This window comes from Kosakonia sp. Marseille-Q7440 (assembly GCF_965119485.1).
Genome location: NZ_CBCPLT010000004.1, coordinates 36,531 through 63,149, shown reverse-complemented (window position 1 = coordinate 63,149; position 26,619 = coordinate 36,531). Strand labels below are relative to the sequence as shown.

At 58.1% G+C, this 26,619-nt stretch carries 26 protein-coding genes; 11 read left to right on the top strand and 15 right to left on the bottom strand.

Features of this window, described 5'->3' with window-relative positions:
• Positions 1-33: 33 nt before the first annotated feature.
• The 7 genes from ACWPW2_RS22080 to rhaB all read right to left on the bottom strand — a co-directional run bounded on the left by ACWPW2_RS22080 (position 34) and on the right by rhaB (position 8,472).
• The gene (locus tag ACWPW2_RS22080) at positions 34-1,038 is read right to left on the bottom strand and encodes an ABC transporter permease (RefSeq protein ID WP_454125463.1); all 1,005 of its coding nucleotides are present in this window, start codon (positions 1,036-1,038) and stop codon (positions 34-36) included.
• Entirely contained in the window at positions 1,035-2,039 is a 1,005-nt protein-coding gene (locus ACWPW2_RS22075) for an ABC transporter permease (protein ID WP_454125461.1), read from the bottom strand. Before ACWPW2_RS22075 ends, ACWPW2_RS22080 begins: the two co-directional genes overlap by 4 nt.
• Positions 2,036-3,547, bottom strand: coding sequence for a sugar ABC transporter ATP-binding protein (locus ACWPW2_RS22070; RefSeq protein WP_270222566.1), 1,512 nt, complete (start codon positions 3,545-3,547; stop codon positions 2,036-2,038). The genes ACWPW2_RS22075 and ACWPW2_RS22070 overlap by 4 nt, the downstream gene beginning before the upstream one ends.
• A 46-nt stretch (positions 3,548-3,593) precedes the next feature.
• Entirely contained in the window at positions 3,594-4,580 is a 987-nt protein-coding gene (rhaS, locus tag ACWPW2_RS22065) for a rhamnose ABC transporter substrate-binding protein (RefSeq protein WP_023479368.1), read from the bottom strand.
• Between the two features lie 115 nt (positions 4,581-4,695).
• Entirely contained in the window at positions 4,696-5,526 is an 831-nt protein-coding gene (gene rhaD / locus ACWPW2_RS22060; protein WP_023479304.1) for a rhamnulose-1-phosphate aldolase, read from the bottom strand.
• Positions 5,527-5,746: 220 nt separating this feature from the next.
• On the bottom strand, positions 5,747-7,006 hold the full coding sequence (locus ACWPW2_RS22055; RefSeq protein ID WP_454125458.1) for an L-rhamnose isomerase: 1,260 nt from the start codon (positions 7,004-7,006) through the stop codon (positions 5,747-5,749).
• Positions 7,003-8,472 (bottom strand): rhamnulokinase, encoded by a 1,470-nt coding sequence (gene rhaB, locus ACWPW2_RS22050; protein WP_454125456.1) that lies wholly within the window; start codon positions 8,470-8,472, stop codon positions 7,003-7,005. The genes ACWPW2_RS22055 and rhaB overlap by 4 nt, the downstream gene beginning before the upstream one ends.
• Before the next feature lie 301 nt (positions 8,473-8,773).
• Between rhaB and rhaS (ACWPW2_RS22045) the strand changes: the two genes are divergently transcribed.
• Positions 8,774-9,610, top strand: coding sequence for an HTH-type transcriptional activator RhaS (rhaS, locus tag ACWPW2_RS22045; protein WP_023479306.1), 837 nt, complete (start codon positions 8,774-8,776; stop codon positions 9,608-9,610).
• A 73-nt stretch (positions 9,611-9,683) separates the two neighbouring features.
• The gene (rhaR, locus tag ACWPW2_RS22040; protein WP_312121707.1) at positions 9,684-10,532 is read left to right on the top strand and encodes an HTH-type transcriptional activator RhaR; all 849 of its coding nucleotides are present in this window, start codon (positions 9,684-9,686) and stop codon (positions 10,530-10,532) included.
• On the opposite strand, the gene rhaT is transcribed toward rhaR, so the two are convergent.
• Positions 10,533-11,567: an L-rhamnose/proton symporter RhaT gene (rhaT, locus tag ACWPW2_RS22035; protein WP_454125453.1), complete on the bottom strand. Its 1,035-nt coding sequence runs from the start codon at positions 11,565-11,567 to the stop codon at positions 10,533-10,535.
• Between the two features lie 287 nt (positions 11,568-11,854).
• Here rhaT and sodA point away from each other — a divergent pair, with 287 nt between their 5' ends.
• Positions 11,855-12,475 (top strand): superoxide dismutase [Mn], encoded by a 621-nt coding sequence (sodA, locus tag ACWPW2_RS22030; protein ID WP_023479369.1) that lies wholly within the window; start codon positions 11,855-11,857, stop codon positions 12,473-12,475.
• A gap of 78 nt (positions 12,476-12,553) precedes the next feature.
• Here the strand turns inward: sodA and ACWPW2_RS22025 are convergent, their stop codons facing one another.
• Positions 12,554-13,456 (bottom strand): dihydrodipicolinate synthase family protein, encoded by a 903-nt coding sequence (locus ACWPW2_RS22025; RefSeq protein WP_454125451.1) that lies wholly within the window; start codon positions 13,454-13,456, stop codon positions 12,554-12,556.
• Positions 13,457-13,618: 162 nt separating this feature from the next.
• Between ACWPW2_RS22025 and yiiM the strand changes: the two genes are divergently transcribed.
• Positions 13,619-14,290, top strand: a complete 672-nt coding sequence (yiiM, locus tag ACWPW2_RS22020; protein WP_454125449.1) for a 6-hydroxyaminopurine reductase — start codon at positions 13,619-13,621, stop codon at positions 14,288-14,290.
• Positions 14,291-14,324: 34 nt separating this feature from the next.
• Here the strand turns inward: yiiM and cpxA are convergent, their stop codons facing one another.
• Together cpxA and cpxR are read right to left on the bottom strand one after the other, a co-directional pair.
• The gene (cpxA, locus tag ACWPW2_RS22015; protein ID WP_023479308.1) at positions 14,325-15,698 is read right to left on the bottom strand and encodes an envelope stress sensor histidine kinase CpxA; all 1,374 of its coding nucleotides are present in this window, start codon (positions 15,696-15,698) and stop codon (positions 14,325-14,327) included.
• Positions 15,695-16,393, bottom strand: coding sequence for an envelope stress response regulator transcription factor CpxR (cpxR, locus tag ACWPW2_RS22010; RefSeq protein ID WP_034812606.1), 699 nt, complete (start codon positions 16,391-16,393; stop codon positions 15,695-15,697). Before cpxR ends, cpxA begins: the two co-directional genes overlap by 4 nt.
• 151 nt (positions 16,394-16,544) lie before the next feature.
• Between cpxR and cpxP the strand changes: the two genes are divergently transcribed.
• The 6 genes from cpxP to ACWPW2_RS21980 all read left to right on the top strand — a co-directional run bounded on the left by cpxP (position 16,545) and on the right by ACWPW2_RS21980 (position 22,622).
• Positions 16,545-17,039, top strand: coding sequence for a cell-envelope stress modulator CpxP (gene cpxP / locus ACWPW2_RS22005; RefSeq protein WP_023479354.1), 495 nt, complete (start codon positions 16,545-16,547; stop codon positions 17,037-17,039).
• A gap of 149 nt (positions 17,040-17,188) precedes the next feature.
• On the top strand, positions 17,189-18,073 hold the full coding sequence (gene fieF, locus ACWPW2_RS22000; protein ID WP_023479353.1) for a CDF family cation-efflux transporter FieF: 885 nt from the start codon (positions 17,189-17,191) through the stop codon (positions 18,071-18,073).
• 201 nt (positions 18,074-18,274) lie between these two features.
• The gene (pfkA, locus tag ACWPW2_RS21995) at positions 18,275-19,237 is read left to right on the top strand and encodes a 6-phosphofructokinase (RefSeq protein WP_023479317.1); all 963 of its coding nucleotides are present in this window, start codon (positions 18,275-18,277) and stop codon (positions 19,235-19,237) included.
• A gap of 146 nt (positions 19,238-19,383) precedes the next feature.
• Complete coding sequence (locus ACWPW2_RS21990; protein ID WP_124970974.1) at positions 19,384-20,373, top strand: sulfate ABC transporter substrate-binding protein; 990 nt, start codon at positions 19,384-19,386, stop codon at positions 20,371-20,373.
• A 112-nt stretch (positions 20,374-20,485) separates the two neighbouring features.
• Complete coding sequence (locus ACWPW2_RS21985; protein WP_454125445.1) at positions 20,486-21,244, top strand: CDP-diacylglycerol diphosphatase; 759 nt, start codon at positions 20,486-20,488, stop codon at positions 21,242-21,244.
• Between the two features lie 73 nt (positions 21,245-21,317).
• The gene (locus ACWPW2_RS21980) at positions 21,318-22,622 is read left to right on the top strand and encodes an SLC13 family permease (RefSeq protein ID WP_054804132.1); all 1,305 of its coding nucleotides are present in this window, start codon (positions 21,318-21,320) and stop codon (positions 22,620-22,622) included.
• Between the two features lie 39 nt (positions 22,623-22,661).
• Here the strand turns inward: ACWPW2_RS21980 and tpiA are convergent, their stop codons facing one another.
• The gene (tpiA, locus tag ACWPW2_RS21975; RefSeq protein ID WP_023479339.1) at positions 22,662-23,429 is read right to left on the bottom strand and encodes a triose-phosphate isomerase; all 768 of its coding nucleotides are present in this window, start codon (positions 23,427-23,429) and stop codon (positions 22,662-22,664) included.
• A 107-nt stretch (positions 23,430-23,536) separates the two neighbouring features.
• Positions 23,537-24,136 carry a DUF1454 family protein gene (locus ACWPW2_RS21970; protein ID WP_054804131.1) on the bottom strand — a complete coding sequence of 200 codons (600 nt, stop codon included), beginning with the start codon at positions 24,134-24,136 and terminating at the stop codon, positions 23,537-23,539.
• 113 nt (positions 24,137-24,249) lie between these two features.
• Between ACWPW2_RS21970 and ACWPW2_RS21965 the strand changes: the two genes are divergently transcribed.
• A complete protein-coding gene (locus tag ACWPW2_RS21965) occupies positions 24,250-24,669 on the top strand; it encodes a DUF805 domain-containing protein (protein WP_346441196.1) in 420 nt (139 codons plus the stop codon).
• On the opposite strand, the gene fpr is transcribed toward ACWPW2_RS21965, so the two are convergent.
• The gene (fpr, locus tag ACWPW2_RS21960) at positions 24,670-25,416 is read right to left on the bottom strand and encodes a ferredoxin--NADP(+) reductase (protein ID WP_454125442.1); all 747 of its coding nucleotides are present in this window, start codon (positions 25,414-25,416) and stop codon (positions 24,670-24,672) included.
• A 96-nt stretch (positions 25,417-25,512) separates the two neighbouring features.
• Complete coding sequence (glpX, locus tag ACWPW2_RS21955; protein ID WP_139966904.1) at positions 25,513-26,523, bottom strand: class II fructose-bisphosphatase; 1,011 nt, start codon at positions 26,521-26,523, stop codon at positions 25,513-25,515.
• Positions 26,524-26,619 lie beyond the last annotated feature (96 nt).

The window sequence follows — 26,619 nt, the reverse complement described above, 5'->3', positions numbered from 1 at the left end:
AGGTAAGCCGCCATCTGGCGAGCCATGCCTGCATTACAGCCGCCTGCGCTGCAACAGGCTGCGGGTGAGGATTGGCAGTGAAATCACCACGATCAGCATCGCGCCGACAATAATCGACATCACAATCCCCGGCACGTTGAGCAGGCTCAGGCCAAAGGTCACCAGCCCCATCAAAAAGGCGGCGATAATCACACCAACCATGCTGCCGGAGCCGCCGAGAATATTGACGCCGCCGAGCACCGCCATCGTCACCACGGAAAGCTCCCAGCCCAGCGCGATAGTTGGGCGCGTGCTGCCAAGGCGCGAAGTGAGCAGCACCGACGCCAGCCCGGCCATCAACCCCACCAGGGCAAAGAGGATCAGGTTGTGACGTTTGACATTGATCCCGGCATACCACGCGGCGGTCGGGTTATTGCCGATGGCGTAAGTGCGGCGGCCAAAGTTGGTTTTATGCAGCAGAAAGGCAAACAGCAGCCCGAGCACAATAAAGAGCGCAAACTCGAACGACAGCGCGCCCCAGACGTAGCCCTGGCCGAGCCACGCGAAGCTCTCCGGCCAGCTGTTGAGCGCCTGGTCGCCCAGCAGGATGTAGGAGATGCCGCGGTACAAGCTCATGGTGCCGATGGTGATAACAATCGACGAGAGGTTAAAGCGGGTCACCAGAAAGCCGTTGAACAACCCGCACAGCAAGCCGACGCCCACTCCCACGCAGACCAGCAGCGGCGTATCGACGCCCGCCTGCGCGCAAAAGCCCATCGCCGTTGAGCTGAGCGCGATGGTGGCGGCGACCGAGAGATCGATCTCTCTGGCGATAATCAACATCGCCATCGGCAGCACGATGATCGCCTTCTCGGTGAAGTTGAAGGTGGCATCTGACAGGTTCCAGATATTAAGGAAGTAGGGCGAGGCGAGGGCGTTGACCACAAACACCGCCAGCGTCACCGCCAGTAAAAACCCCTCCCAGCAGAGCAGACGGCGTAAGAGTGGCGTCGGCGCAGCCGGGCTATTTACCGCTTCAGAAGTGAGAATTTTGCTCATGATTTCACCGCCTGTTTCTGCCGGGCCAGCGCCGCATCGCGCAGGATCAACCGCCCTTTGCGCTTATTGCCACGCTCGTTGAGCAGCACCGCAATCACGATCACCGTGCCGGAGATCGCCATCTGCCAGAAGGGCGAGACGCCAATCACCGGCAGGGCATTGTTGATAACGCCGAGGAACAGCGCGCCAAACAGACAGCCGAGCACGCGCCCGCTGCCGCCCATGGTGCTGATGCCACCAATCACGCAGGCGGCCACCACCTGTAGCTCAAAGCCGTTGGCAACATCGACATAGGCGACGGCGAAGCGCGAGATCCACAAGTAGCCGCAGAACCCGGCCAGCGCGCCGGAGAGGCAGAAGCTGACAAACTGCATTTTTCCGGCGTTGATGCCGGTGTAGTACGCCGCCGTGGCGTTGCCGCCTGCGGTGTAGAGCGCCCGTCCGCTGCGGCTGTAACGCAGGAAGTAGCCGACCAGCAGCAGCGCGGCGACGGCGCACCAGCTCAGCACCGGTAGCCCCAACAGCCCGCTGCGCGGTACGGCAAGGAAATCGGCGCTCATCTGGTTGGCGTTCACCCAGCCGCCGCCGGAGAGGAGAAAGATAATGCCGCGGTAGATGCTCATGGTGCCGAGCGTTACCACAATCGCCGGAATACCCAGTTTCCACACCAGCAGGCCGTTGATAATCCCCATCACCAGCCCGAGCGCGGTCGCCAGCAGCAGCAACGCCCACACCGGTACATCCGGGTGATGAAAGTTAATCAGCGCAACAATCATGCCGGTGAGCGCCAGGTTTGCCGCCATCGACAGGTCGATCCCTTTGGTCAGCAGCACCATCATTTGCCCGAGGGCGAGAATGATCAGGATGGCAGTATCGTTGAACATCTCTATCAGGTTGCCGGGGCTGATAAAGGCGGGTACGCGGCTGCCGATTGCCAGCATCAGCAGCACAATCACCCCGCCAAGCAGCGCTTCACGATGTTTCAGCAGTGCGTTCATCATGCGGCCTCCTGCCCGGCACCGCTGGCGGCGCTGACGATGGTTTCTGCCGACGCCTCCCCGGCCCGGTAGTGCGCGACCATCAACCCTTCGTGCATGACGATCACCCGATCCGCCATGCCCATCACTTCCGGCAATTCGGAGGAGACCATAATCACCGCCAGCCCCTGCGCCACGAGTTCGGACATAAACTGGTGCACTGCCGCTTTCGAACCGATATCGATCCCTTTGGTTGGCTCATCGAGAATAATCACCTGCGGCTGAGTGGCGAGCCACTTCCCGATCACCACCTTCTGCTGATTGCCGCCGGAAAGCGTCTCAACCGCCTGCTTCCAGCTAAAGGCTTTGACCTGCAAGCGGCGGGCGTACTCCTCCGCCAGCGCCCACTCTTTGGCGTCGTTCAGCACCCCGTTGGCGTTGAGCGTGCTTAGCTGCGGCAGGCTGATGTTCTGGGCAATCGACAGGGCGGTGATCGCCCCCTGCTGCTGGCGCTCTTCCGGCACGCAGACAATCCCGGCCTGAATCGCATCCGCCGGCTGGCGGAACTGCACCGCTTTGCCGTTAAGGATAATGTCACCAGAAGCGGGACGCGTTACGCCGCAGAGTGCCTGCATCAGCTCGGTACGCCCGGCACCCACCAGGCCATAAAAGCCGAGGATCTCCCCTTTGCGCAGGCTGAAGTTGATATGGGCAAACTCGGTGGCATGGCAGAGATCGTTTACCTCCAGTACCACCTCGCCCTGCTCGCAGGCGATTTTCGGCCAGCTCTGGCTGATGGCGCGCCCGACCATCAGCGTCACCATCCGCGCTTCGGTAATCTCCTTAATGGCACCAGATTCGATAAAGACGCCGTCGCGCAAAATGGTGTAGTGATCCGCCAGTTCGAAAATTTCATCGAACTTGTGCGAGATAAAGAGGATCGCTTTGCCCTCCTGCTTCAGGCGCTCAACGATGTGGTAGAACTCGAGGATCTCGTGCTGCGAGAGGGCGGCGGTCGGCTCGTCGAGGATCACCACCTGAGCATCGAAAGCGAGGGCGCGGGCAATCGCCACCATATGACGCTGGGCAATGCTGAGGGTTTTAAGCGTCGCGCGCGGATCGATCTGCACCTCCAGCCGGGCGAGGAGTGCCCGTGCCTGCTGGTGCATGGCGGGCCAGTCGAGCTTTTTCAGCAGCCCTTTATAGAGATAGTGGCCAACAAAAATATTTTCGGTGACCGACAGCTCGTCGAACAGCACCGTCTCCTGGTGAATGGCGGTAATGCCCACTCTGTGCGCCGCATCGGGTGTCGGCAGGGAAATAGGAATCGCTTTATAGAGGATCTCGCCCTCATCAGGCTGATAAATGCCGGTCATCACTTTGACCAGCGTCGATTTGCCCGCGCCGTTCTCGCCAATCAGGGCGGTTACGTGGCCAGGCCAGAGATCAAGCTGTACGTTCTCAAGTGCGCGCACGCCGGGAAAGCGCTTGCTGATGCCCTTAAGCGACAGCAGTGGGGTGGATGCCGTCATGATAACTCTCCGGTTTTTACCCCCTCCCGTCAGAGAGGGGAAAGGGTCAGAACATCTTCGAGAACTTATCAATATTGCTGGCATCGTAGACGAACGGTTGCGCCATCGCGCCATTGCCGTCGGCATCCAGCGTCACTTTCCCTAAGCGGCCCATGCTGGCTTCCGTTTTCGTCGCCGTCCCTTTCACCAGATCGTTTGCTAAATAGGTGGCGGCATAGCCGAGATCGATCGGGTTCCAGATGGCAAAACTTTTACTCGCGCCGGATTTGATGGCGCCCGCCATTTCAGAGGGCAAGCCGAGACCGGTAACGTAGACTTTGCCGATTTTGCCCTGATCCTTCACCGCCTGCGCGGCGGCGACAATGCCGACGGAGGAGGGGGAGACAATCACTTTCAGATCCGGGTAGGACTTCAGCAAACCGACCGCTTCGCGGTAGCTTTTATCGGAGAGATCGTCGCCATACGCGACGGTGACCAGATTGACGGAGGGGTACTTCGGCAGCACCTTTTTCATCTCCGCAATCCAGATATTCTGGTTGGTCGAGGTTGGCGTGGCGCTCAGAATAGCGACATCGCCCTTCTCAACATTCAGCGCCTTAAGCGCATCGGCGGCAAGCTTGACGTTGGTTTCGCCAATCAGTGCGTTATTGGAGGGGTTAAGGTGGATCTGCCGCCCGGCTTTCGCCACGCCGGAGTCCCATGACACCACTTTGATACCGCGCTGCATCGCTTTTTTCAGCACTGGCACTACCGCGTCCGGATCGTTGGCGGAGATGGCGATCGCATCCACCCCCTGGGCGATCAAGCCGTTCAGCACTTCGATCTGTGCTTCCGCCGTGGTGGTGGTCGGCCCGGTGTAGATCACTTTTACGTCGCCTAACTCTTTCGCTGCTTCCTGCGCGCCGGTGTTGGCGGCTTCAAAAAAACCATTCCCTAACGATTTCGCCACCAGGGCGATTTTCACTTCGGCGATGGCGGAACCGGATAACGCCATCATGACAACGGTGAGGATCAAGCTTGCTTTTGTTTTCATTGCTCGTACTCCACGGATGACACTCCCGTCTGCTTTCGTGTTGCCGAAATCACTGGGAGTGGTTTTTTGCAGGTGAACAGAGTTCGCCCCGTCTGCGTGAGCGGGGCGCGTTTTTTTAGTGGTACAGATCTAACGCCGATTGCAGCGGGTTGACGCCGAAGCGTTTGCCCAGTGCGATCAGTTCTTCACGGGTGATGGTCTGTTTCATACCGCCCATCGAATAGACTTTGACTAATACCTCGGCGGATTTTTCCGCGGTGTCGATCAGGCCAAAAGCTTCATCCAGCGTCGGGCCGCTGCCGAAAACGCCGTGGAACGGCCACAGCACCAGCGAATGTTTCTGCATGTCGTTGGCGGTGGCGCGGCCGATTTCATCGGTGCCCGGCACCATCCACGGCAGAATGCCGACGCCGTCCGGGAAGACCACCAGGCACTCGGTGCTCCCTTCCCACAGCTTGCGGGTAATCAAATCTGAGCTGTTTTCCAGCACGTAGGTCAGGGCGATAAGGTTGGTGGCGTGGCAGTGCATGATCACCCGATCTTTGCCACCGGTCGCCTGGATGCGCTCGCAGTGGGACAAGAAGTGCGCCGGCAGTTCGGAGGTGGGCACCGCTTCGTTAGTCAGCCCCCACAGGATGTGGTAACCGGCGCCGTCGCTGTCGACTTTGACCACGCCAAGGTTGGCCGTTGGATCGAGCTGCACGTTGCGGAAAAATTTGCCGGAGCCGGTGACTATAAAGGGCGTGTTGGCGAGCAGCGGCATTGGCTGGCTGAGGGGAATGTAGCGCGGCTGCGGGTGGAAATCTGCTTCATAGGGCGCAATATCTGCATCGTCGAGACGCAGGGTCAGGTTGCCGCCGTTGCGCTCGTCCCAGCCCTTCAGCCAGGCGTCGGTCGTCGCTTTGATCATCCCCTGGACGAACCAGGCGTTAATAATGGTCTGCATGTATGGAGTTCCTGTTGGTTCTGTTGCCGGATGGCGCTGCGCTTATCCGGCCTACGTGAATCGGTTTCTCTGTAATCCGCCATCCGGCACAGCATTCGTTAGGCGGTACGTCGGTTTTGTAGGCCGGATAAGGCGCAAGCCGCCATCCGGCACAGCGTTCGTTAGGCGGTGCGCCTCTTTTGTAGGCCGGATAAGGCGTAAGCCGCCATCCGGCACTGCTTCACTGGCGCTGGCGTAATACCGCTTGCTCATACGCCCGCACGCTCTCAAGCCACTGGCTGCCGGCGGGGGTGTCGTGGCGCTGGCAATAGATCTCCCACACCGCCTGCCACGGCAGGGATTTCTGCTCTTCGAGCAGTGCAAGGCGCGCGGTGTAATCGCCGTCGGCTTCCAGCTGGCGCAGCTGTTCAACCGGCTCGAGCAGAGCGCGCAGCAGCGCTTTTTTCATATTGCGGGTGCCAATCACCCACGCGGCGATACGGTTGATAGAGGCGTCAAAGAAGTCGAGGCCGATATGCACGCGGTCGAACAGCTGGTGGCGAATGATCTCGCTGGCAATGGCCTGGGTTTCATCATCCAGCAGCACCACGTGATCGCTGTCCCAGCGCACCGGGCGGCTGACGTGCAGCAGCAGGCGCGGCACATAGAGCATGGCGGCGGAGATTTTGTCGGAGATCACCTCCGTCGGGTGGAAGTGGCCCGCATCCAGGCAGAGCGCAGTCTGGCGGCTGGTGGCGTATCCCATATAGAACTCATTCGAGCCGACGGTGTAGCTCTCGGCACCGATGCCGAACAACTTACTCTCCACGGCGTCGATATGGTGCGCCGGGTTCAGTTTCTCGCTCATCGCTTCGTCCAGCGCGGCGAGCAGACGCTGGCGCGGGGCCAGGCGATCGACGGTGACATCCTTCATGCCGTCCGGCACCCAGATATTCATCACCGACGGCGTGCCGAGCTGCTCGCCGAAGGAGGCAGAGACGCGGCGGCTGGCCTTCACGTGATCAATCCAGAACTGGCGCACCTCATCATTGGCGTGGGAGAGGGTAAAACCATCCGCGCTGAGCGGGTGCGAAAAACAGGAGGGGTTAAAATCGAGCCCCAGTTTGTTGGCTTTCGCCCACGTAACCCAGTTTTTAAAGTGCTCCGGTTTGATCTCGTTACGCGCCACGGGCGCATCGGCTTCGTGATAAATAGCATGCAGATTGAGGCGCTTAGGGCCGGGGATCAGGCTCAGCGCCTGCTCAAGATCGGCGCGTAATTCGGCGGCGTTGCGCGCTTTACCCGGATAGTTACCGGTGGCCTGAATACCGCCGGTCAGGCTGCCTTCCGGGTTTTCGAACCCGGCCACATCGTCGCCCTGCCAGCAGTGCATCGAGACCGGCAGGCGATCGAGCTGACGCAGTGCCTCCTCGGCATCGATGCCGACCGCGGCAAAACGCTCTCTGGCAATCTCCCAGGCCTGTTCAAGTTGAGTGGTCATGCGCAAAGCTCCTTTGTCTGTCGTTTTTGCTGAAAACGCGCGACATAGCGGGCGATTTCATTATCAGAATCGGGGGTAAAGGTGAGCAGGGGGTGGTTAGCCGCCACCACCTGACGGAACTCATCGACGTTGGTCAGCTCATCAAGCGTCATTAGCTGTATGCCAATATTGCCGAGCGTTGAGGCTTCAACCGGCCCGGCGACCACCGGCAAACCGCAGGCGTCGGCGCAAAGCTGGTTCAGCAGTTTGTTCTGGCAACCGCCGCCGACAATGTGCAGGCGAGTAAAGGGCTTACCGCGCAGCGTTGCCAGCTCGCTCAGCACATCGGCATAGAGCAGGGCGAGGCTGTCGAAGATGCAGCGCGCCAGCTCGGCAGCGCTCTGCGGCACGGGTTGATCCGCGTCGCGGCAGGCGGCCTGGATCTCGGCACTCATGTTCTCCGGGTTGATAAAGCGCTCGTCGTTGGGGTTGATGACGAAGCGGCAGACCGCGATCTGTTCGGTGAGGGCGATAAGCGCGGGCAGGTCGCTGATGTTCTGCTCTTTCAGCACCCGCTGTAGCAGCCATAAGCCCATGATATTTTTCAGCACCCGGTAACGCCCCTCGGCACCGCCCTCATTGGTGATATTGGCGGCGAGCGCGGCGTCGCTGGTGTAGGGCGTTTTGCTCTCAAAGCCCATCAATGACCAGGTGCCGGAAGAGAGATATGCCGCATCGTTATCGGCCAGCGGCGAGGCGATCACTGCGCTGGCGGTATCGTGGCTGGCCACGGCGACCACCGGAATAGCGTTGCCCTGCGGGCAGATCCAGTCGCCAATCACATTCCCCGGATGGGTCGGTGTACCGAACCAGCTTGCGGGCACGCCAGCCCAGTCGAGCAGCGTGGCGTCCCAGTTGTCGGTGTTGATATTGACCAGTTGTGTGGTGGTGGCGTTGGTGTACTCCCAGTTGCACTGCCCGGTGAGGCGGAAGCTGAAGTAGTCTGGGATCAGCAGGGCGTGCTCCACCTGCTCTACGGTTTGCGGCTGCTGTTCCGCCAGCGCGCGCAGTTGATAGAGCGTGTTGAAGGGGAGAAACTGGATGCCGCTGCGGCGATAGATATCGGCTTTGCCCGGCTGCTGGAAAGCGCGCTGCATAATGCCGTCGGTGCGGCTGTCGCGGTAGGCGATTGGCAGACCGACGCGTTCACCCGCGCGGTTAATCAGCACATAATCGACGCCCCAGGTATCAATGCCGATGCTGTCAGGCTGTACGCCGGATTCGCATACCTTTTGCAGCCCGCTGCGGATCTCGGCTTCCAGGCGGTCGATATCCCAGCAGTCGAATCCATCAACTCTCTGTAAGCAGTTAACAAAGCGGTGAATTTCCTGAAGCGTCAGCGCCCGGCTCTGGCGATCGTAACGCGCCAGCATTACCCGTCCGCTGGAGGCACCTAAATCAACTGCGACGCAGTGGCGAAAAGTCATGATGAGGTCCTTCAAAGAGTCATTGCGGACAGTCTAAAAAAGGGGGCGTGGGGTCTACCTTCTTGCTACTGACAGCGGCGAAGGGGCGCTGGCAAGAAAGCAAAGATGAACGTGAGAGAGTTCACATATTCCAGTGATGACGGGGTCTTACGCCATTGTGACTCTCGCCACATTTCCCGATCTTTCCGGGCGTTTCTTGAAAAACGGGCAGCTTATGCGCGAAATGGCGTCGAAAATTAAAGGTGAGGTTGGCCGCCCTTAATTACTATTTTGAGACTGTTTCTCATTTGCTGGGGCGATCATGACCATACTGCATAGCGTCGATTTCTTTCCGCCAGGTAAATCACCGGTTGCCATTGAGCCGCGGCTGCCGCAGGCGGCTTTCCCTGAGCATCATCATGATTTTCATGAAATTGTGATTGTTGAGCATGGTTCCGGCATTCATGTCTTTAACGGTCAGCCTTACACCATCAGCGGCGGCACGGTCTGCTTTGTGCGCGATCACGACCGCCATCTCTATGAACATACGGATAATCTCTGCCTGACCAACGTGCTCTACCGCTCGCCGGACGCTTTCCAGTTCCTTGCCGGGTTAAACCAGCTGTTACCGCAGGAGCAGGAGGGGCACTACCCGTCGCACTGGCGGGTGAGCCAGCAGACGCTGGGGCAGGTGCGCGGCATTATCAGCCAGATGGAGGCGCAGGGCGCGGAGCTGGAAACCCACGATATTGCTAACCGCGAAATGCTCTTTATGCAGTTGCTGGTGCTGCTGCGCCGTAGCAGCCAGCAGGCGGAGATGGGCAACAGCGACGCGCGGCTTAACCAATTGCTGCTGTGGCTGGAGGATCACTTCGCCGAGGATATCTGCTGGGCGTCGCTTGCCGAGCGCTTCACGCTCTCGTTGCGCACGCTGCATCGCCAGCTTAAACAGACCACCGGCATGACGCCGCAGCGCTATCTGAACCGCCTGCGGCTGATCAAAGCCCGCCATATGTTGCGCCACAGCGATGAGAGCGTAACGGATATCGCTTTTCGCTGCGGGTTTGGCGACAGTAACCACTTTTCGACCCTGTTTCGCCGCGAGTTTAGCTGGTCTCCGCGCGAGATCCGTCAGGGGCGCGATACGCTGCTTCAGTAACGAGAAGAGAATCACCGATTTTTGGCTGCGCTTTGGCTAATAATGTCAGGTTAGTGCACGCAGAGGTGATGATGTGACAGGCCAGCTTATTCTTCGTCGGGACGACTTTTTTCCGCGCGCCGGTCAGGCGGTGGCGGTGGCGGATCGCTACCCGCAACATGTGTTTGCCGAACACACCCACGAGTTTAATGAGCTGGTGATGGTGTGGCGCGGCAATGGCCTGCATGTGCTTAACAACCGCCCGTACCGCATTACGCGCGGCGATCTCTTCTATATCCGCGCCGAGGATTGCCACTCTTACGCCTCGGTTAACGATCTGGTGTTGCAGAACATCATCTACTGCCCGGAGCGGCTGACGCTCAATCTGGACTGGGCGGGGCTGATCCCGGGCTTTAGCGGCGGAGCGTGGAGCCCGCACTGGCGCATTGGCAGCAGCGGCATGACGCAGGCCCGCCAGGTGATCGCCCAGCTGGAGCATGAGAGCAATAAGAGCGATCCGCTGGCGAATGGAATGGCGGAAACGCTCTTTGCCCAGCTGGTGATGACCTTAAAACGCCACCGTTTCGCCGCCGATAACCTTGCCGCCACTCACAGCGAAGCGCTGCTGGATAAGCTGATCACCGCCCTTTCCGGCAGCCTGAACCGCAGCTTTGTGCTTGAACAGTTTTGCGAGCAGGAGCAGTGCAGCGAGCGCGCCCTGCGCCAGCAGTTTCGCACCCAGACCGGCATGACCATCAATCACTATCTGCGCCAGCTGCGCATCTGCCACGCGCAATATCTGCTCCAGCACTCGGAGCAGATGATTGGCGAAATCGCCATGCAGTGCGGGTTTGAGGACAGTAACTACTTTTCGGTGGTCTTTAGCCGCGAAGTGGGGATGACGCCAGGACAGTGGCGTCATCGCAGTCGCGCCGCCGTCTGATTAGCTCGCCATACCGAGGCCGACAATATTGGCCGCGATAATAATCACCACGCAGCCGAGGCTCAGCACGCTGACCGGCTGACGTCCGGCATTTTTCCACTCCTTCAGCACCAGCCCGACAATGCCGCCGCACAGCACGTAGAAACTCATGTGCAGCATCCAGCTGATGTAGTCATACTGCGCCGGAATACGGGCGTGGCCCCAGGCGTAGAAGAAGAATTGCAGATACCACATCAGCCCGCCAAGCGCGGAGAGCAGGATGTTGCTGATAATCAACGGCGTTGCCAGCGAGAAGTCCGCTTTGACCGATAAGTTCTTCACTTTTACCAGCCGGATGATGCAGAAGCCAAGGTTGACCAGCGCGCCGCCGCCCATGATCACCACATAGCTTGGCAGCGCGGTATAGAGCGGATCGATGCCCAGCGCGGCGGCGGCATCGTGCATCGGTTTGGCGGCGTTCATCGCAAAGGACATCCCGGCTGAGAAGATGCCGCACATGACCGCCAGCGCCAGCCCTTTCTTCAGATTGAACTCTTCGGCTTTGATGCCCATTTTGCGCTCTTTCAACTGACCGGCGCGCGTCACAATGCCGACGCCAATCAGGGCAACCAGCACGCCAAGCAGCGTCATTCGACCTCCTTCGGTATGGATCAGCACGCCGAAAGTGCCGTTGAGCACCGGTGTCATCAGGGTGCCGACAATCAGCGTGATGCCGATAGCGATACCGATACCCATCGACATGCCGAGATAGCGCATCGTTAAACCGTAATTGATATTGCCGACGCCCCACATCGCGCCAAAGAGAAACACCGGCAGCAGGGTGGAGGCGTTAAACGAGCTGAAATAGGCCCAGAAATCGGGCAGTAACAGCGCGCTGACGCTCCAGGGGAGGACTACCCAGGAGACAAGGCCGCCTATCGACCACATCGTCTCCCATGACCACTGTTTGACCTTTTTGAACGGGGCATAGAAACAGGCAGCACTGGCCGCGCCTATCAAATGCCACAAAATACCCATCGTAATCGCGTTACTCATTGTGCACTCCTTTTGTTTTTATGGCCGACAGAGGTCGCCGACTCGCAGAGTGTAAAAATCAGTAAACGATTTAACCTTGAGACGATTGCCGCGCTGCGCCTGGCGCTGGCAATCAGGGCATGATGAGAATGAGCAGCTTCACAATTTCAAGAACATAACTAAAATAGATAACCTTATAGAAACTACGGCATTGATAAACATTTTCAATATCACGTAATTAACTATAATGATCCAACTGCTTACGCGGCGTTAACAAATCCGCCGCCAGACTAAAAATGGAGATGAAAATGAGCTATACACTGCCCGCTCTGCCGTATGCGTATGATGCCCTTGAGCCTCATTTCGACAAGCAGACGATGGAAATCCATCACACTAAACATCACCAGACCTACGTAAACAACGCTAACGCCGCGCTGGAAAACCTGCCGGAGTTCGCAAGCCTGCCGGTTGAAGAGCTGATCACCAAGCTGGACCAGCTGCCGACCGACAAGAAAACCGTACTGCGTAACAACGCGGGCGGCCACGCTAACCACAGCCTGTTCTGGAAAGGCCTGAAAGTCGGCACTACCCTGCAGGGCGATCTGAAAGCGGCTATCGAGCGCGATTTCGGTTCCGTGGACAACTTCAAAGCTGAATTTGAAAAAGCAGCAGCAACCCGCTTCGGTTCCGGCTGGGCATGGCTGGTGCTGAAAGGCGACAAACTGGCTGTAGTTTCTACCGCAAACCAGGACTCCCCGCTGATGGGCGAAGCGATCTCTGGCGCATCCGGCTTCCCGATCATCGGCCTGGATGTGTGGGAACACGCTTACTACCTGAAATTCCAGAACCGCCGCCCGGACTACATCAAAGAGTTCTGGAACGTGGTGAACTGGGACGAAGCAGCAGCACGTTTCGCCGCTAAAAAATAAGTTCGCACGATCCCCCACGCTTGCGTGAGGTCAACCCCCGTCCGGCTTCGCCGTCGGGGGTTTTTTATTGCCTGCGGTTTACCTTCGCGAGGTGATACTAAACAGCTGGTCGACGATGGCGCACTGCGCGTCGCTGAGTGTGCCGCCGACGTTGCGCGAGACGGGCGTCGAGTAGCCAAATTTACGTGATACCACGGTTTTGATGGTGGTGACGAAATCATCCCCGATGGCGTAGATCGCCATAAACTTGCCGATCTCCTGCTGCGCTTTGCTCAACCCGTCGAGATCGCCGGTGCGCCAGGCTTCTCTCGCCTGCACAAACAGCTCTGGCATAACGTTATTCAACCCGGAGATCACCCCTGCGCCGCCTGCCAGTAAGTTCGGGATGTAGTACTCGTCGTAGCCGCTCAACACGGCGAAATCGCTGCGTACCGCCTGGGTGGCGAGGATCATGTTTCGCGTGTGTGACTGGCAATCGACCGTATCTTTGATGCCGGCGAAATCAGGAAACTCGGCGGCCAGGGTGGCGACCAGTTCCGGCGTTAAATCGCAGCCGGTGCGCGCCGGGAAGTTGTAGGCGAACCACTTGCCCTCAACCGCCTGGCCGATGGCGCGGAAATAGTGCAATAACTGCCCGCTGGTCTGCCCGTAGTAATAGGGTGGCAGCACCATTACTGCGTCATACCCGACGCGCCTGGCCTCTTGCGCCATGCGCACCACATCGGAAAAGCAGGGGGAGGAGACATTTGCTACCAGCGTGCCCGGTGACATCTCCCGCGCTTCGCGGATAAGCATTAAGCGCTCCTCCAGCGAGAACGAGGCAAACTCCCCGATGCTGCCCATCAGCAGCACGACATCGACTTTTGCCGCATTCAGACGGGCAATGTGTTGCGCTAAGCCTGCCAGATCGATACTCCCTTCACGATCCATCGGCGTGATGGAAGGGCACCAGACGCCAGAAAATGGAACTGTAGTGGCCACGTCGCTCTCTCCTCGTTTAATGAAATTGCGTTTCAAAACTCAAGGTAAGTGATAACACGGCATGGCGTCAGACACGCGCATGAATGTCTCATTTTCGCCGCTTCGGGTGAGAAAAAAGTGTGCTCTAATAACGCGACCAATAACGGAATTCCGGGAGGGAAGATGCGCCATCAGGTTAACGTTTTCAGGGGCAAGATAAGGGATTATGAGGGCAGCCGACCGAGCGCCATCGCCAAATTGCAGGTGCAGGGAGAGCTGACCCTGACGGAGCTGGGCCTTGCTGGCGATGAGCAGGCAGAGAAAAGCTACCACGGCGGGGCCGATCGCGCGCTGTGCCACTATCCGCGTGAACACTACACGCACTGGGCGCAAGCCTTCCCGCAACAGGCCGCGCTTTTCTGCGCGCCCGCCTTCGGCGAAAACCTCTCTACCGTCGGGCTGACGGAACAAAATGTCTTTATCGGCGATATCTTTCGCTGGGGCGAGGCGCTGATTCAGGTGACGCAGCCGCGCTCGCCCTGCTTTAAGCTCAACTACCACTTCGGCATTGAGGATATGGCCACGCAGATGCAGGCGAGCGGCCGCGTGGGCTGGCTCTACCGGGTGATTGCCGCAGGCAAAGTCGCCGCTGACGCGCCGTTAGAGCTTGTCTCAAGAGTGAGCGATGTCAGCGTTCATGAGGCGGCGGCGATCGCCTGGTATCAACCGTTTGATGATGAGCAGTATCAGCGCCTGCTGGCGGCGGCGGGGTTATCGGCAAGCTGGACGCGCACGATGCAGAAGCGACGCCTGAGCGGCAAAATTGAGGATAACGCCCGGCGGCTGCGCGGATAAAAAAACGCCCCCTCCGGTGGGAGAGGGCGCATTATCAGGCGCGTCTATAGAGCGGCAGCCAGAGGGTTAAGCGTAAACCGCCTAACGGGCTGTCGTCCGCTTTCACCCAGCCGCGATGCTGCTGAATTGCCGTTTCGACAATCGCCAGCCCAAGGCCGGTGCCGCCCGATTCGCGGTCGCGCGCTTCGTCGGTGCGGTAGAAGGGACGGAAAATCTGCTCGCGATCTTCCGCGCTGACGCCTGGGCCGTCATCATCAACGTTGATGGTGATGCCCTCTTTATCCACCGCAAAGCTCACTTCGATTTTGGTGTGGGAGTAGCGCAGCGCGTTACGGACAATATTCTCCAGCGCACTCTCCAGCGCGTTGGGGTTGCCATACAGCGGCCAGGGCCCGGGCGGGAAGGTGACCGTCAGGGATTTGCCCATCTGCTCGGCTTCGAACGCGGCGTTATCCAGCACCTCATGCCACAGCTGATTGGCTTTGACCGTTTCGCTGACCAGCGCGTTTTTCTGCTGGTTGCGCGACATCACCAGCAGATCGTTGATCATGCTGTCCAGCCGCTGCGCCTCGGTTTCAATGCGCTCCAGCTCTTTGCTCTCTCCGCTACGGCGGCGCAGCAGGGCGGTGCCCAGTTGCAGGCGCGTCAGCGGCGTGCGCAGTTCGTGAGAGATGTCCGACAGCAGACGCTGTTGCGCGGTCATCATGCGCTCCAGCGCGCTCACCATCTGGTTAAAACTGGCCCCGGCGGCGAGAAACTCCTGCGGCCCGGCTTCCAGCTCCGGATGCTGGCGCAGGTTGCCTTGCGCCACCTCATCCGCCGCGTTTTTCAACTTACGCGCCGGTTTTGCCAGGCTCCACGCCAGCCACAGCAGCAGCGGTGAACTGATCAGCATGGTAACGATCAGCAGCAGCAGCGGGCGGTCAAACAGCAGGTTGATAAAGTCAGATTGCGAATTGCTGGCAGGACGAATCAGATAGAGCTGGTAATTATCTTCCCCGTCGCGAATGGAGAAGGGGCCCACCATTTCGACGCGGCCATACTTTTTCTTCTGCGGATGATCGGAGTTATCGGCCTGGCCGATAAAGTTGCGGATGATCTGCATTTCGCTGCGCTCCGCGCCGATCACGCGCCCTTCGCTGGTCACCAGCAGCAGGCGTTGACCGGGCGGAGCCCATTTGTCGATGGCGCGAAACAGCCTGCGCCACCACATCAGATCGTTCGGCGGGTCGTTAGCCAGCTCCGCTTCCACATGCTGTTCAATCATCAGACCCTGGCGCTGCTCGCTGTCGAGCAGCTCCGTCATCTGGCGGGAGTCCAGCTTTGGCACCATCAATACCAGCATCAACACCAGCGCCAGGGTTAACCAGAAGATGGCGAAGATGCGGGCGGTCAAACTTCCTATCATGAAGCGGAGACCATCAGATAACCGCGGCCGCGCAGAGTTTTAAACCACGGATGCCCATCTTTACGCTCCGGCAGTTTGCGGCGCAGGTTGGAGATATGCATGTCGATGGCGCGATCGAACGGCGTCAGGCGTTTACCCAGCACTTCCTGGCTCAGGTGTTCACGCGACACCACCTGGCCTAAATGCTGAGCCAGCAGGTAGAGCAGGGTAAATTCGGTGCCGGTGAGCTCCAGCGACTGACCGTCAAAGCTCGCTTCCTGGCGGCCAGGATTGAGGCTGAGCGCGTCCACTTCCAGCGTCGGCGAACCGCTATCGCTGTTCTGCTGCTGTTCGCTCCAGTGGGAGCGGCGCAAAATCGCGCGAATACGCGCCACGAGTTCACGATCGTTAAAGGGTTTCGGGAGATAGTCATCCGCGCCCAGCTCAAGGCCGAGAACGCGATCCAGCTCGCTGCCGCGGGCTGTAAGCATGATTACCGGTGTCTGGTGTGTCTGGCGAAGCTCTTTAAGGGTATCGATGCCGTTTTTCTTCGGCATCATCACGTCGAGCAAAAGCAAATCGATGCTGTCATCAAGGAGGTCGAGCGCCTGTTCACCGTCATGGGCAACGAGCACGTTAAAACCTTCCATGTCGAGAAGTTCCTTTAACAAGGAAGTCAGCTCTCGGTCATCATCTACTAAAAGGATTTTATTCATTGTTTAAATACCTCCGAGGCAGAAATTACGTCATCAAGCGTCGCTAATCCATGACTTTACGTTGTTTTACACCCCCTGACGCATGTTTGCAGCCTGAATCGTAGACTGATTTTCGTTCACTCGTGAGACAAATAGGTTACTGGAGTAAATGATGCGCATCGTTACCGCTGCCGTCATGGCCTCAACGCTGACATTAAGCGCTGTTAGCCAGGCTGCTGAAGCCGTAACAGGCGATAACTGGCACCCCACTGAGGGGATTGCACAGCGCAGTGTTCAGAGCCATATGTTCGACGGTATTAATCTGACCGAACATCAGCGCCAGCAGATGCGGGATCTGATGACACAGGCGCGGCACGACCAGCCACCTGTTAATGTTAGCGAAATGGAGACAATGCACAGCCTTGTCACCGCAGATAAATTTGATGAAACCGCTGTACGCGCTCAGGCAGAAAAAATGGCGCAGGAGCAGGTTGCTCGCCAGGTTGAGATGGCGAAAGTCCGCAACCAGATGTACCACCTTCTAACGCCGGAGCAGCAAGCGGTTTTAAACCAGAAGCACCAACAACGGATGGCAAAGCTGCGTAACGTTGCGCAGATGCAAAAAAGCTCCCCGTTGACGGTAATGAGTAGTAGCAGTACCAGGTAACAACCCCTGTTTTTCCTTGCCATAGACACCATCCCTGTCTTCCCCCACATGATGTGGGGGTTTTTTTTGCCCGCAATTCCTGCCCCTATTTTCTCCATTGCTCCTTTTGCTATCCGTTATAATTCCGCCAACGACAAGCAGGAGCGTGTATGAAAGCATCTTATGGACGGCTGGTCACACGGGCGGCAATGGCGGCAACCATCATGGCGTCGCTGCTGCTGGTGATTAAAATTTTCGCCTGGTGGCACACCGGTTCGGTCAGTATTCTGGCGGCGCTGGTCGATTCGCTGGTGGATATCGCCGCGTCGCTCACCAACCTGCTGGTGGTGCGCTATTCGCTGCAACCGGCGGATGAGGAGCATACGTTCGGGCACGGCAAAGCGGAGTCGTTAGCCGCGCTGGCGCAGAGTATGTTTATCTCCGGCTCCGCGCTGTTTCTCTTTTTAACCGGCATTCAGCATCTTGCTCGGCCGGAGCCCTTGCAGGCCGCGGGAATTGGCGTTGCCGTCACGCTGGTGGCGCTGATCAGCACTGTGATTCTGGTCACTTTTCAACGCTGGGTTGTGCGCAAAACACACAGCCAGGCGGTGCGCGCGGATATGCTTCATTATCAGTCTGATGTTATGATGAACGGCGCTATTCTCATCGCGCTTGGGCTGGCGTGGTATGGCTGGCACCGGGCGGATGCGCTGTTTGCGCTGGGTATCGGCGGCTATATCTTGTACAGTGCGTTGCGTATGGGGTATGAGGCGGTACAGGCGCTGTTGGATCGCGCGCTACCCGATGGAGAGCGCCAGGAAATTGTTGATATTGTCACTTCCTGGCCGGGCGTCAGAGGCGCTCACGATCTTCGCACGCGGCAGTCAGGGCCGACCCGCTTTATTCAAATACATCTGGAAATGGACGATCACCTGCCGCTGGTTGAGGCGCATCTTGTCGCCGAGCAGGTAGAGCAGGCAATTTTGCGCCGTTTCCCCGGCTCCGATGTGATTATTCATCAGGATCCGTGCTCAGTTGTTCCTCAAGGACGATAAGCCCGCAGAGGCTTTCGTAACGCGTTTTTTAAGTGTGGGTCAGGCAGTGCGGTTGTGTATAAAATACCCCCATTTCGCCTGACCTGAATCAATTCAGCAGTAGTGGATTGAGATACTATTTGCAGCATTGTTGTTCGCTCCCCGTGGGAGTTGCTTCGGGCCACAGAATTTTATTTTGCATTCCTAAGTTCAGAGGTAGTCATGATTAAAAAAATCGGTGTGTTGACAAGCGGCGGTGATGCGCCAGGCATGAATGCCGCCATCCGCGGCGTTGTCCGTGCAGCATTAACAGAAGGTCTGGAAGTTGCAGGTATCTACGACGGCTACCTGGGCCTGTATGAAGACCGGATGATCCAGCTCGACCGCTACAGCGTGTCTGACATGATCAACCGCGGTGGTACCTTCCTCGGCTCTGCCCGCTTCCCGGAGTTCCGTGAAGAGCATATCCGTGCCGTGGCTATCGAAAACATGAAAAAGCGCGGCATCGACGCGCTGGTCGTTATCGGCGGCGACGGCTCCTATATGGGTGCCAAACGCCTAACCGAAATGGGCTTCCCGTGCATCGGTCTGCCGGGCACCATCGATAACGACGTTGCCGGTACCGACTACACCATCGGTTACTTCACCGCGCTGCAAACCGTGGTTGAAGCGATTGACCGCCTGCGCGACACCTCCTCTTCACACCAGCGTATCTCCATTGTTGAAGTGATGGGCCGTTACTGCGGCGATCTGACCCTGGCAGCAGCCATTGCCGGCGGGTGTGAGTTTATCGTTCTGCCGGAAGTGGAGTTCAACCGCGAAGACCTGGTCGCCGAGATCAAAGCCGGTATCGCCAAAGGTAAAAAACACGCGATTGTGGCGATCACCGAGCACATCTGCGATATCGACGAGCTGGCGAAGTACATTGAAAGCGAAACGCAGCGCGAAACCCGCGCGACCGTGCTGGGCCACATCCAGCGTGGCGGTTCGCCGGTGCCTTACGACCGCATTCTCGCCTCCCGCATGGGTTCCTACGCTATCGATCTGCTGCTGCAGGGCTACGGCGGCCGCTGCGTCGGTATCCAGAACGAAAAAATGGTGCATCACGACATCATCGACGCGATTGAAAACATGAAGCGTCCGTTCAAAGGCGACTGGCTGGACTGCGCGAAAAAACTTTACTAATACGCACTACGCCCTCTCCGCTGAGGGCGTTTTTTTACCGCAGCATATTCCCCAGAGTTATAGCCAATCTTTTTTTATTCTTTAATCATCGGATCCCTTTCTGGCAGGCTGGTGTCATCAAAATTGACAACCGAAGAGAGCGGGCAATGAATAAATGGGGCGTGGGCTTAACGCTGCTGCTGGCTTCCAGCAGCGTACTGGCAAAAGATATCCAATTGTTAAACGTGTCTTACGATCCGACGCGTGAACTGTATGAGCAGTACAACAAAGCGTTCAGCGCGCACTGGAAACAGGAGACCGGCGACAATGTGGTGATCCGCCAGTCGCACGGCGGCTCCGGAAAACAGGCGACCTCAGTTATCAACGGTATAGATGCCGATGTGGTAACGCTGGCGCTGGCCTATGACGTCGACGCGATTGCCGAGCGCGGCCGTATCGACAAAAACTGGATTAAACGCCTGCCCGACAACTCTGCACCCTACACTTCGACCATTGTCTTCCTGGTACGTAAAGGCAATCCGAAACAGATTCATGACTGGAACGATCTGGTAAAACCGGGCGTTTCCGTTATCACACCGAACCCGAAAAGCTCCGGCGGCGCACGCTGGAACTATCTGGCGGCCTGGGGCTATGCCCTGCATCAGAACGGCGGCGATCAGGCTAAAGCGCAGGAGTTTGTTAAAGCGCTGTACAAAAATGTCGAAGTGCTCGATTCCGGTGCGCGCGGCGCGACCAACACCTTCGTGGAACGCGGGATTGGCGATGTGCTGATTGCGTGGGAAAACGAAGCGCTGCTGGCGACCAAAGAGCTGGGCAAAGATAAGTTTGAGATCGTCACCCCGAGTGAATCTATCCTCGCCGAGCCGACCGTGTCGGTGGTCGATAAAGTCGCGGATAAAAAGGGCACTCAGAAAGTGGCCGAAGCCTATCTGAAATATCTCTACTCGCCAGAAGGGCAGGAGATTGCCGCGAAGAACTTCTACCGCCCGCGCGATGCGCAGGTTGCGGCGAAGTACGCCAGCGAATTCCCGAAACTGAAATTGTTCACCATTGATGATGTGTTCGGCGGCTGGAGCAAGGCGCAGAAAGAGCACTTCGCCAACGGCGGCACTTTTGATCAGATTAGTAAGCGGTAATTTTTACTGTTAAACCAGCCGGATGGCGTAAGTGCTATCCGGCAAATTCGGGGTGTCGCTTCGTTTAATTTTTGCGCTATTATGCCGTTTCTTTCAGCAAAGGAAGCGGAAAATGAAAACTGTTAAACGTCTTATGATTGCCCTGCTGGTCCTGATTATTGTTGCAGCCGCAGGTGTATGGATTTGGATGAAGTTCACCAGCAACCCGGACGCGTTGCGCCAAATCGTCTTTCAGCAGTGCCTGCCCAATATGCGTAATCACAACAACCCCGCACCCTGCGAGCAGGTTAATTTCAAAAACGGCTATGTGTTAATGAAGGACCGCAACGGCCCGTTGCAGTACTTGTTAATGCCCACGTACCTGGTTAACGGCACCGAAAGCCCGGTACTGCTTAAGCCTGCGACGCCGAACTTCTTCTGGCAGTCCTGGCAATCACGTGATGTGATGAGCACCCGGCGCGGCAGCCCGATCCCGGATGAGGCGGTCTCGCTGGCGATTAACTCCCGCTCTGGCCGCACGCAGAACCATTTCCATATTCATATCTCCTGCCTGCGTACCGACGTGCGCGGAAAGCTTAATGAGAATGCCGGGCGCATTAGCAGCCAGTGGCTGGTCTTCCCCGGCGGGCTGCTTGGCCATGAGTATTTAGCCCGGCGCGTAACGGCCGCAGAGCTGGCGCAGCGCAGCCCCTTCCTGATGCTGGCGGAAGAGGTGCCGGATGCGAAAGAGCATATGGGACGCTTTGCACTGGCGCTGGCGCAGCAGTCGGACGGCTCGTTTGTGCTGCTGGCGACAGAGCGAAATCTGCTGGCGTTAAACCGCGCATCGGCGGAAGAGATTCAGGATCATCAGTGCGAGATCCTCAAATAACCCCACCATAATTCGCATTTACTCACTCTGCCTGTCGCCGTAGACTTGCTGGAAAAATCTACAGGAGACAGGCATGTCGCTCTGGCTTTCACACCCTCTGTTCCTTCCCTCTGTTATCGTCGGTATCACCATTATTCTCTGGGCGACGTCGCTGTTGCCGGAGTTCATCACCGCGCTGCTTTTTTTCACCGCTGCGATGATCGCGAAAATCGCGCCGCCGGAGGTGATTTTTGGCGGCTTTGCCTCGTCCGCTTTCTGGCTGGTGTTTAGCGGCTTTGTGCTGGGCGTCGCCATTCGCAAAACCGGGCTGGCGGATCGCGCGGCGCGAGCATTGTCGGCAAAGATGACCGGCTCCTGGCCGCAGATGGTGGCAAGCGTGGTGCTGCTCAGCTATGCGCTGGCGTTTGTTATGCCCTCTAACATGGGGCGAATCGCGCTGTTAATGCCGATTGTCGCAGCGATGGCGGCGCGCGCTGGCATCAATGAGGGCACACGCGCGTGGTATGGCCTGGCGCTAGCGGTTGGCTTCGGCACTTTCCAACTTTCGGCGACCATTCTGCCTGCTAACGTCCCCAACCTGGTGATGAGCGGCGCGGCGGAAGGCTCCTACGGAATCCATCTCAACTATTTGCCTTATCTGCTGCTGCACACGCCGGTGCTGGGGATCCTGAAAGGCGCAATTCTGATTGGCCTGATCTGCTGGCTCTTCCCCGGTAAACCGCAGGCGATGCGCGAAGCGCTGCCTTCTACGCCAATGAGCGGGGATGAAAAGCGCCTCGCCTGGCTGCTGGCGGTGGTCCTGACGCTGTGGGTAACGGAGAGCTGGCACGGCATTGGCCCGGCGTGGACCGGGCTGGCAGCCGCTTTCGTTACGCTGCTACCGCGCGTTGGCTTTATCTCCGGCGATGAGTTCTCCAGCGGAGTAAATATCCGCACCTGCATCTATGTCGCCGGGATTCTGGGGCTGGCGATCACCGTGACGCAAACCGGTATTGGTAGCGCGGTGGGCGATGCGCTGCTGCATGTGATGCCGCTTGATGCCGAACGCCCGTTCACCAGTTTTCTCGCGCTCACCGGCATTACCACCGCGCTCAATTTTATTATGACCGCCAACGGCGTCCCGGCGCTGTTTACCACGCTGGCGCAAAGCTTTGCCGACGCTACCGGTTTCCCGCTGCTGTCGGTGATTATGATTCAGGTGCTGGGGTATTCGACGCCGCTGTTGCCCTATCAGGCTTCGCCGATTGTGGTGGCGATGGCGCTCGGTAAAGTGCCTGCGCGCGCGGGAATGCTGCTCTGTCTGGCGCTGGCGCTGGTGAGTTATCTGCTGTTGCTGCCGCTTGATTACGCGTGGTTTAAAGTACTGGGGAAATTATAGAAGAGACCCTCTCCCGGGCGGGAGAGGGTAACAGCAGCATTACGCCTGTTTAGCGGCTTCAGCAGCTTTAACGATCACTGCGAAGGCGTCGGCTTTCAGGGAAGCACCGCCAACCAGCGCGCCGTCGATATCCGGCTGGGCAAAGAGTTCTGCCGCGTTGCTGGCGTTAACAGAACCGCCGTACTGGATGATCACTTGCTCAGCCACTTTCGCGTCGGCTTTAGCAATGTGGTCACGGATAAATTTGTGCACGGCCTGAGCCTGCGCCGGGGTAGCGGATTTGCCGGTACCGATCGCCCAAACCGGTTCGTAAGCGATAACCACGCCTTCGAACGCGCTCGCGCCCTGCGTTTTCAGCACGGCATCGATCTGGCGCGCGCACACTTCTTCGGTTTTACCCGCTTCGTTTTCCGCTTCGGTTTCACCGATGCACAGCACCGGAACCAGACCCTGCTCTTTCAGCACGGCGAATTTTTTCGCGATTAGCTCATCGGATTCAGCGTGGTAAGTACGACGCTCAGAGTGGCCGATGATGATGTATTTAGCGCCGATATCTTTCAGCATTTCAGCGGAGGTTTCACCGGTGAACGCGCCAGAGAGGTTGGTATCAACGTTCTGCGCGCCAAGGATGATGTGGCTGCCGTCAGCGGCGTGTTTTGCCAGATCCAGGTAGAGGTTCGGCGGCGCAATCGCCACGCCGCAGCCTGAAACGCCCGCCAGTTCGGTACGCAGGTTGGCAATCAGTTCGTTAACCATGTGGCGGCTGCCGTTCAACTTCCAGTTACCCATCACTAAAGGATGTCGCATTTTTACTCTCCACGCGCTTGGCGAATTAATGAAAATGGCCGCCCATCAGGGCAGCATGGTCTGAGAAACAGTATAGAGATCCCTCCCCTGAAAGGCTTTGCTTTTTGTCATTTATTGTTCCCTTCGAGAGGTTCAGATAGCGTCAGCTTAATCGGTTCAACCGCGAAGGTTAGCCCCTTTTCGCCGTTGTCTGCCACCACATAGCGCACCGCGCCTTCCGTCTCAGCGTAGTAGGCCTTGCTTTTGCCGTTGGTCAGCAGCTTTTGTACTTTTTGCATGCTTTGCGCCGCGGTCATGGTCGGAGAGAAGGCGCGGATAAAGGCGCTCATATACTCCTGCGCCTTCGCTTTCGTCGCTTTCTGCTCCGGCCCCTGCACCGGCAGCCAGGTGATCTGCATCGATTTGATCTTTAACGTGCCGCGCTCCAGCGCCGTGGAGGCATAGAGATAATCATTAATGCGCGTCGCCGCGCGCGTCAGATTGGCACGATCGCTACGGCTATCGACGGCGCGGAACTCGTTCAGCGCAAGCGTGGGATTGTCGGTATTAAACTTCTCCCGGAACTGGCTGATAGATTCATCAAAGGTAGGCGCGCCCGGTAGTAAGTAGGGCGCGGTGACGGCGGCTGGTGCCTCCTCTGCCCAACCCGGCGCGCAGAACGCCAGCGCGGAAAAGAGCAGCCAAAAGTGGTAACGCCGTGCTTTCATTCACATCGCCCTCTGTAGAGTGTGCTGACGATTAAAACGAGATTGGGCGGCCTTGTCAAAAACTCCCGCCGCCAGGGTACACTAGCCGCTATTACGATAATAAGGAACCTTACATGGGCATACAGCAGTGGTTGTTTTCGTTTAAGGGGCGCATTGGACGCCGCGATTTCTGGATCTGGATGGTGTTGTGGGTGGTGAGCATGACCCTGCTGTTTGTGCTGGCGAATGGCGGCATGCTCGATTTTCAGACGGCGGCGTTTATCCTCGTCTGCCTGATCTGGCCGACCGCCTGCGTGATGGTCAAACGGCTGCACGATCGCGGTCGTCACGGCGGCTGGGCGCTGCTGATGGTGCTGGCGTGGATGCTGCTGTCAGGTAACTGGACGATGCTCGATGGCACGCTGGCGTGGGCGGTAGGACGCCTGATCCCGGTGGCGATTATCGTAGTAATGATGATCGACCTGGGCGCGATGCTCGGCACCCAGGGCAAAAACCGTTTTGGCAATGAGACGCTTGAGGTGAAGTTCCGCTGATTACCAGTAGTGCTCAGCGGTGATATGCCCCGGACGGCGGCGCAGGTGTTTGGTCATCTGCCGGGTATCTTTCAGTAACTGTGTGGTGTCGCGCACCATCTGCGGGTTGCCGCACAGCATCACATGGCTGGTCTCGGCGCTCATTGGCAGACCGACTGCTTCCTCCAGCGCGCCGCTCTCAATCAGCGCCGGAACGCGCCCGGTTAAAGAGCCGGAGAGCGTCTCACGGCTGACCACCGTCTGAATGCGCAGCTTTCCTTCATAGCGCTTTTGCAGCTCCAGCATCAGCGGCAGGTAGCTTAGATCCGCGCCGTAGCGCACCGCATGCAGCAGGACGATATTTTTGAACCGTTCAAGATCTTTCCCCTCTTGCAGCATCGACAGATAAGGCCCGATGGCCGTGCCGGTCGCCAGCATCCAGAGCGTTTCGCACTCCGGCACCTCCTCCAGCACGAAAAAGCCGGCGGCTTCGCTGACAATTAACAGCTCATCGCCCGGTTGCAGGGCGGCCAGGCGAGGGCTCAGTTTGCCTTCCGGAACGGTGACGAGATAGAACTCAAGATCGGGATTGCTTGGCGCGTTGACGTAGGAGTAAGCGCGCTGCACACGCTCGCCGTCAATCTCCAGCCCAAGCTTGGCGAACTGTCCGGCAGTGAAGGGTTGAACGGGGGCATGTACGGTGAGGCTGAAGAGTGCATCGGTCCAGAATTCCACCTTTGTGACTTTTCCTGTTACCCAATCCGCCATGGTTCTCTCCTGTTCTGTAACGTTGCCTTATCCTGGTGGTTGTCGCCTGAGATTTCCAGCCCGCGCGGGCCGGAAAGCTCAATTGAACAAATAGACTTACAGTATATGTCGTTGTACGTCCGGGTCTTTACGATCCAGATAATGGATCGATTGAATCCGGCGAATGGTGCGCGATTTACCGCGGATCAGCAGCGTCTCGGTGGTCGCCATATTGCCTTTGCGCGTAATACCATCCAGCAGATCGCCTTTGGTGATGCCGGTAGCAGAGAAGATAACATTATCGCTGCGCGCCATCTCATCGAGGCGCAGCACATTGCCCGCTTCAATGCCCATACCGCGGCAGCGTTTCAGCTCCTGCTCGCCGATACGACGGTTCTCTTCACTGTCGCCTTTCACCTGGTGACGCGCCAGCAGGCGGCCCTGCATATCGCCATCCAGCGCGCGGATCACCGCCGCCGACACCACGCCTTCCGGCGCGCCGCCAATCCCGTAGAGCACATCCACTTCGCTGTCGGGCATGCAGGTGAGGATCGAGGCGGCGACATCGCCGTCAGGAATGGCAAACACGCGCACGCCCAGCGTCTGTAACTCGGCGATGGTCGCATCATGGCGCGGCTTGGCGAGAATGGTGACCGTCAGTTCGCTGAGCGGTTTGCCGAGTGCGGCGGCGATATTGCGCAGGTTGTCGGCTAAAGGCAGGTTGAGATCGATAGCGCCTCTGGCTCCGGGGCCGACGATCAGCTTTTCCATATACATGTCCGGCGCGTTGAGGAAGCAGCCTTTGTCACCGACCGCCAGCACCGCCAGCGCGTTGGCCTGACCCATCGCCGTCATGCGCGTCCCTTCAATCGGATCGACGGCAATATCCACCGCGTCGCCTTTGCCGGTGCCTACTTTCTCACCGATAAAGAGCATCGGCGCTTCGTCGATCTCCCCTTCGCCGATAACAATCGTGCCGTCAATGTTGACCTGGTTGAGCATAATGCGCATAGCGTGTACCGCTGCGCCGTCCGCCGTGTTTTTATCGCCGCGCCCCAGCCACTTATAGCCAGCCAGCGCCGCAGCTTCGGTAACACGGGAGAATTCGATGGCAAGTTCTCGTTTCATCACACACTCAGTTTTGAAAGAAATTGCGCGAAGTTTAACACAGTGAAAAGAGGAGGGGGGTGAGGCAGATGCCCCCTCCCGGCAGGGAGAGGGCAT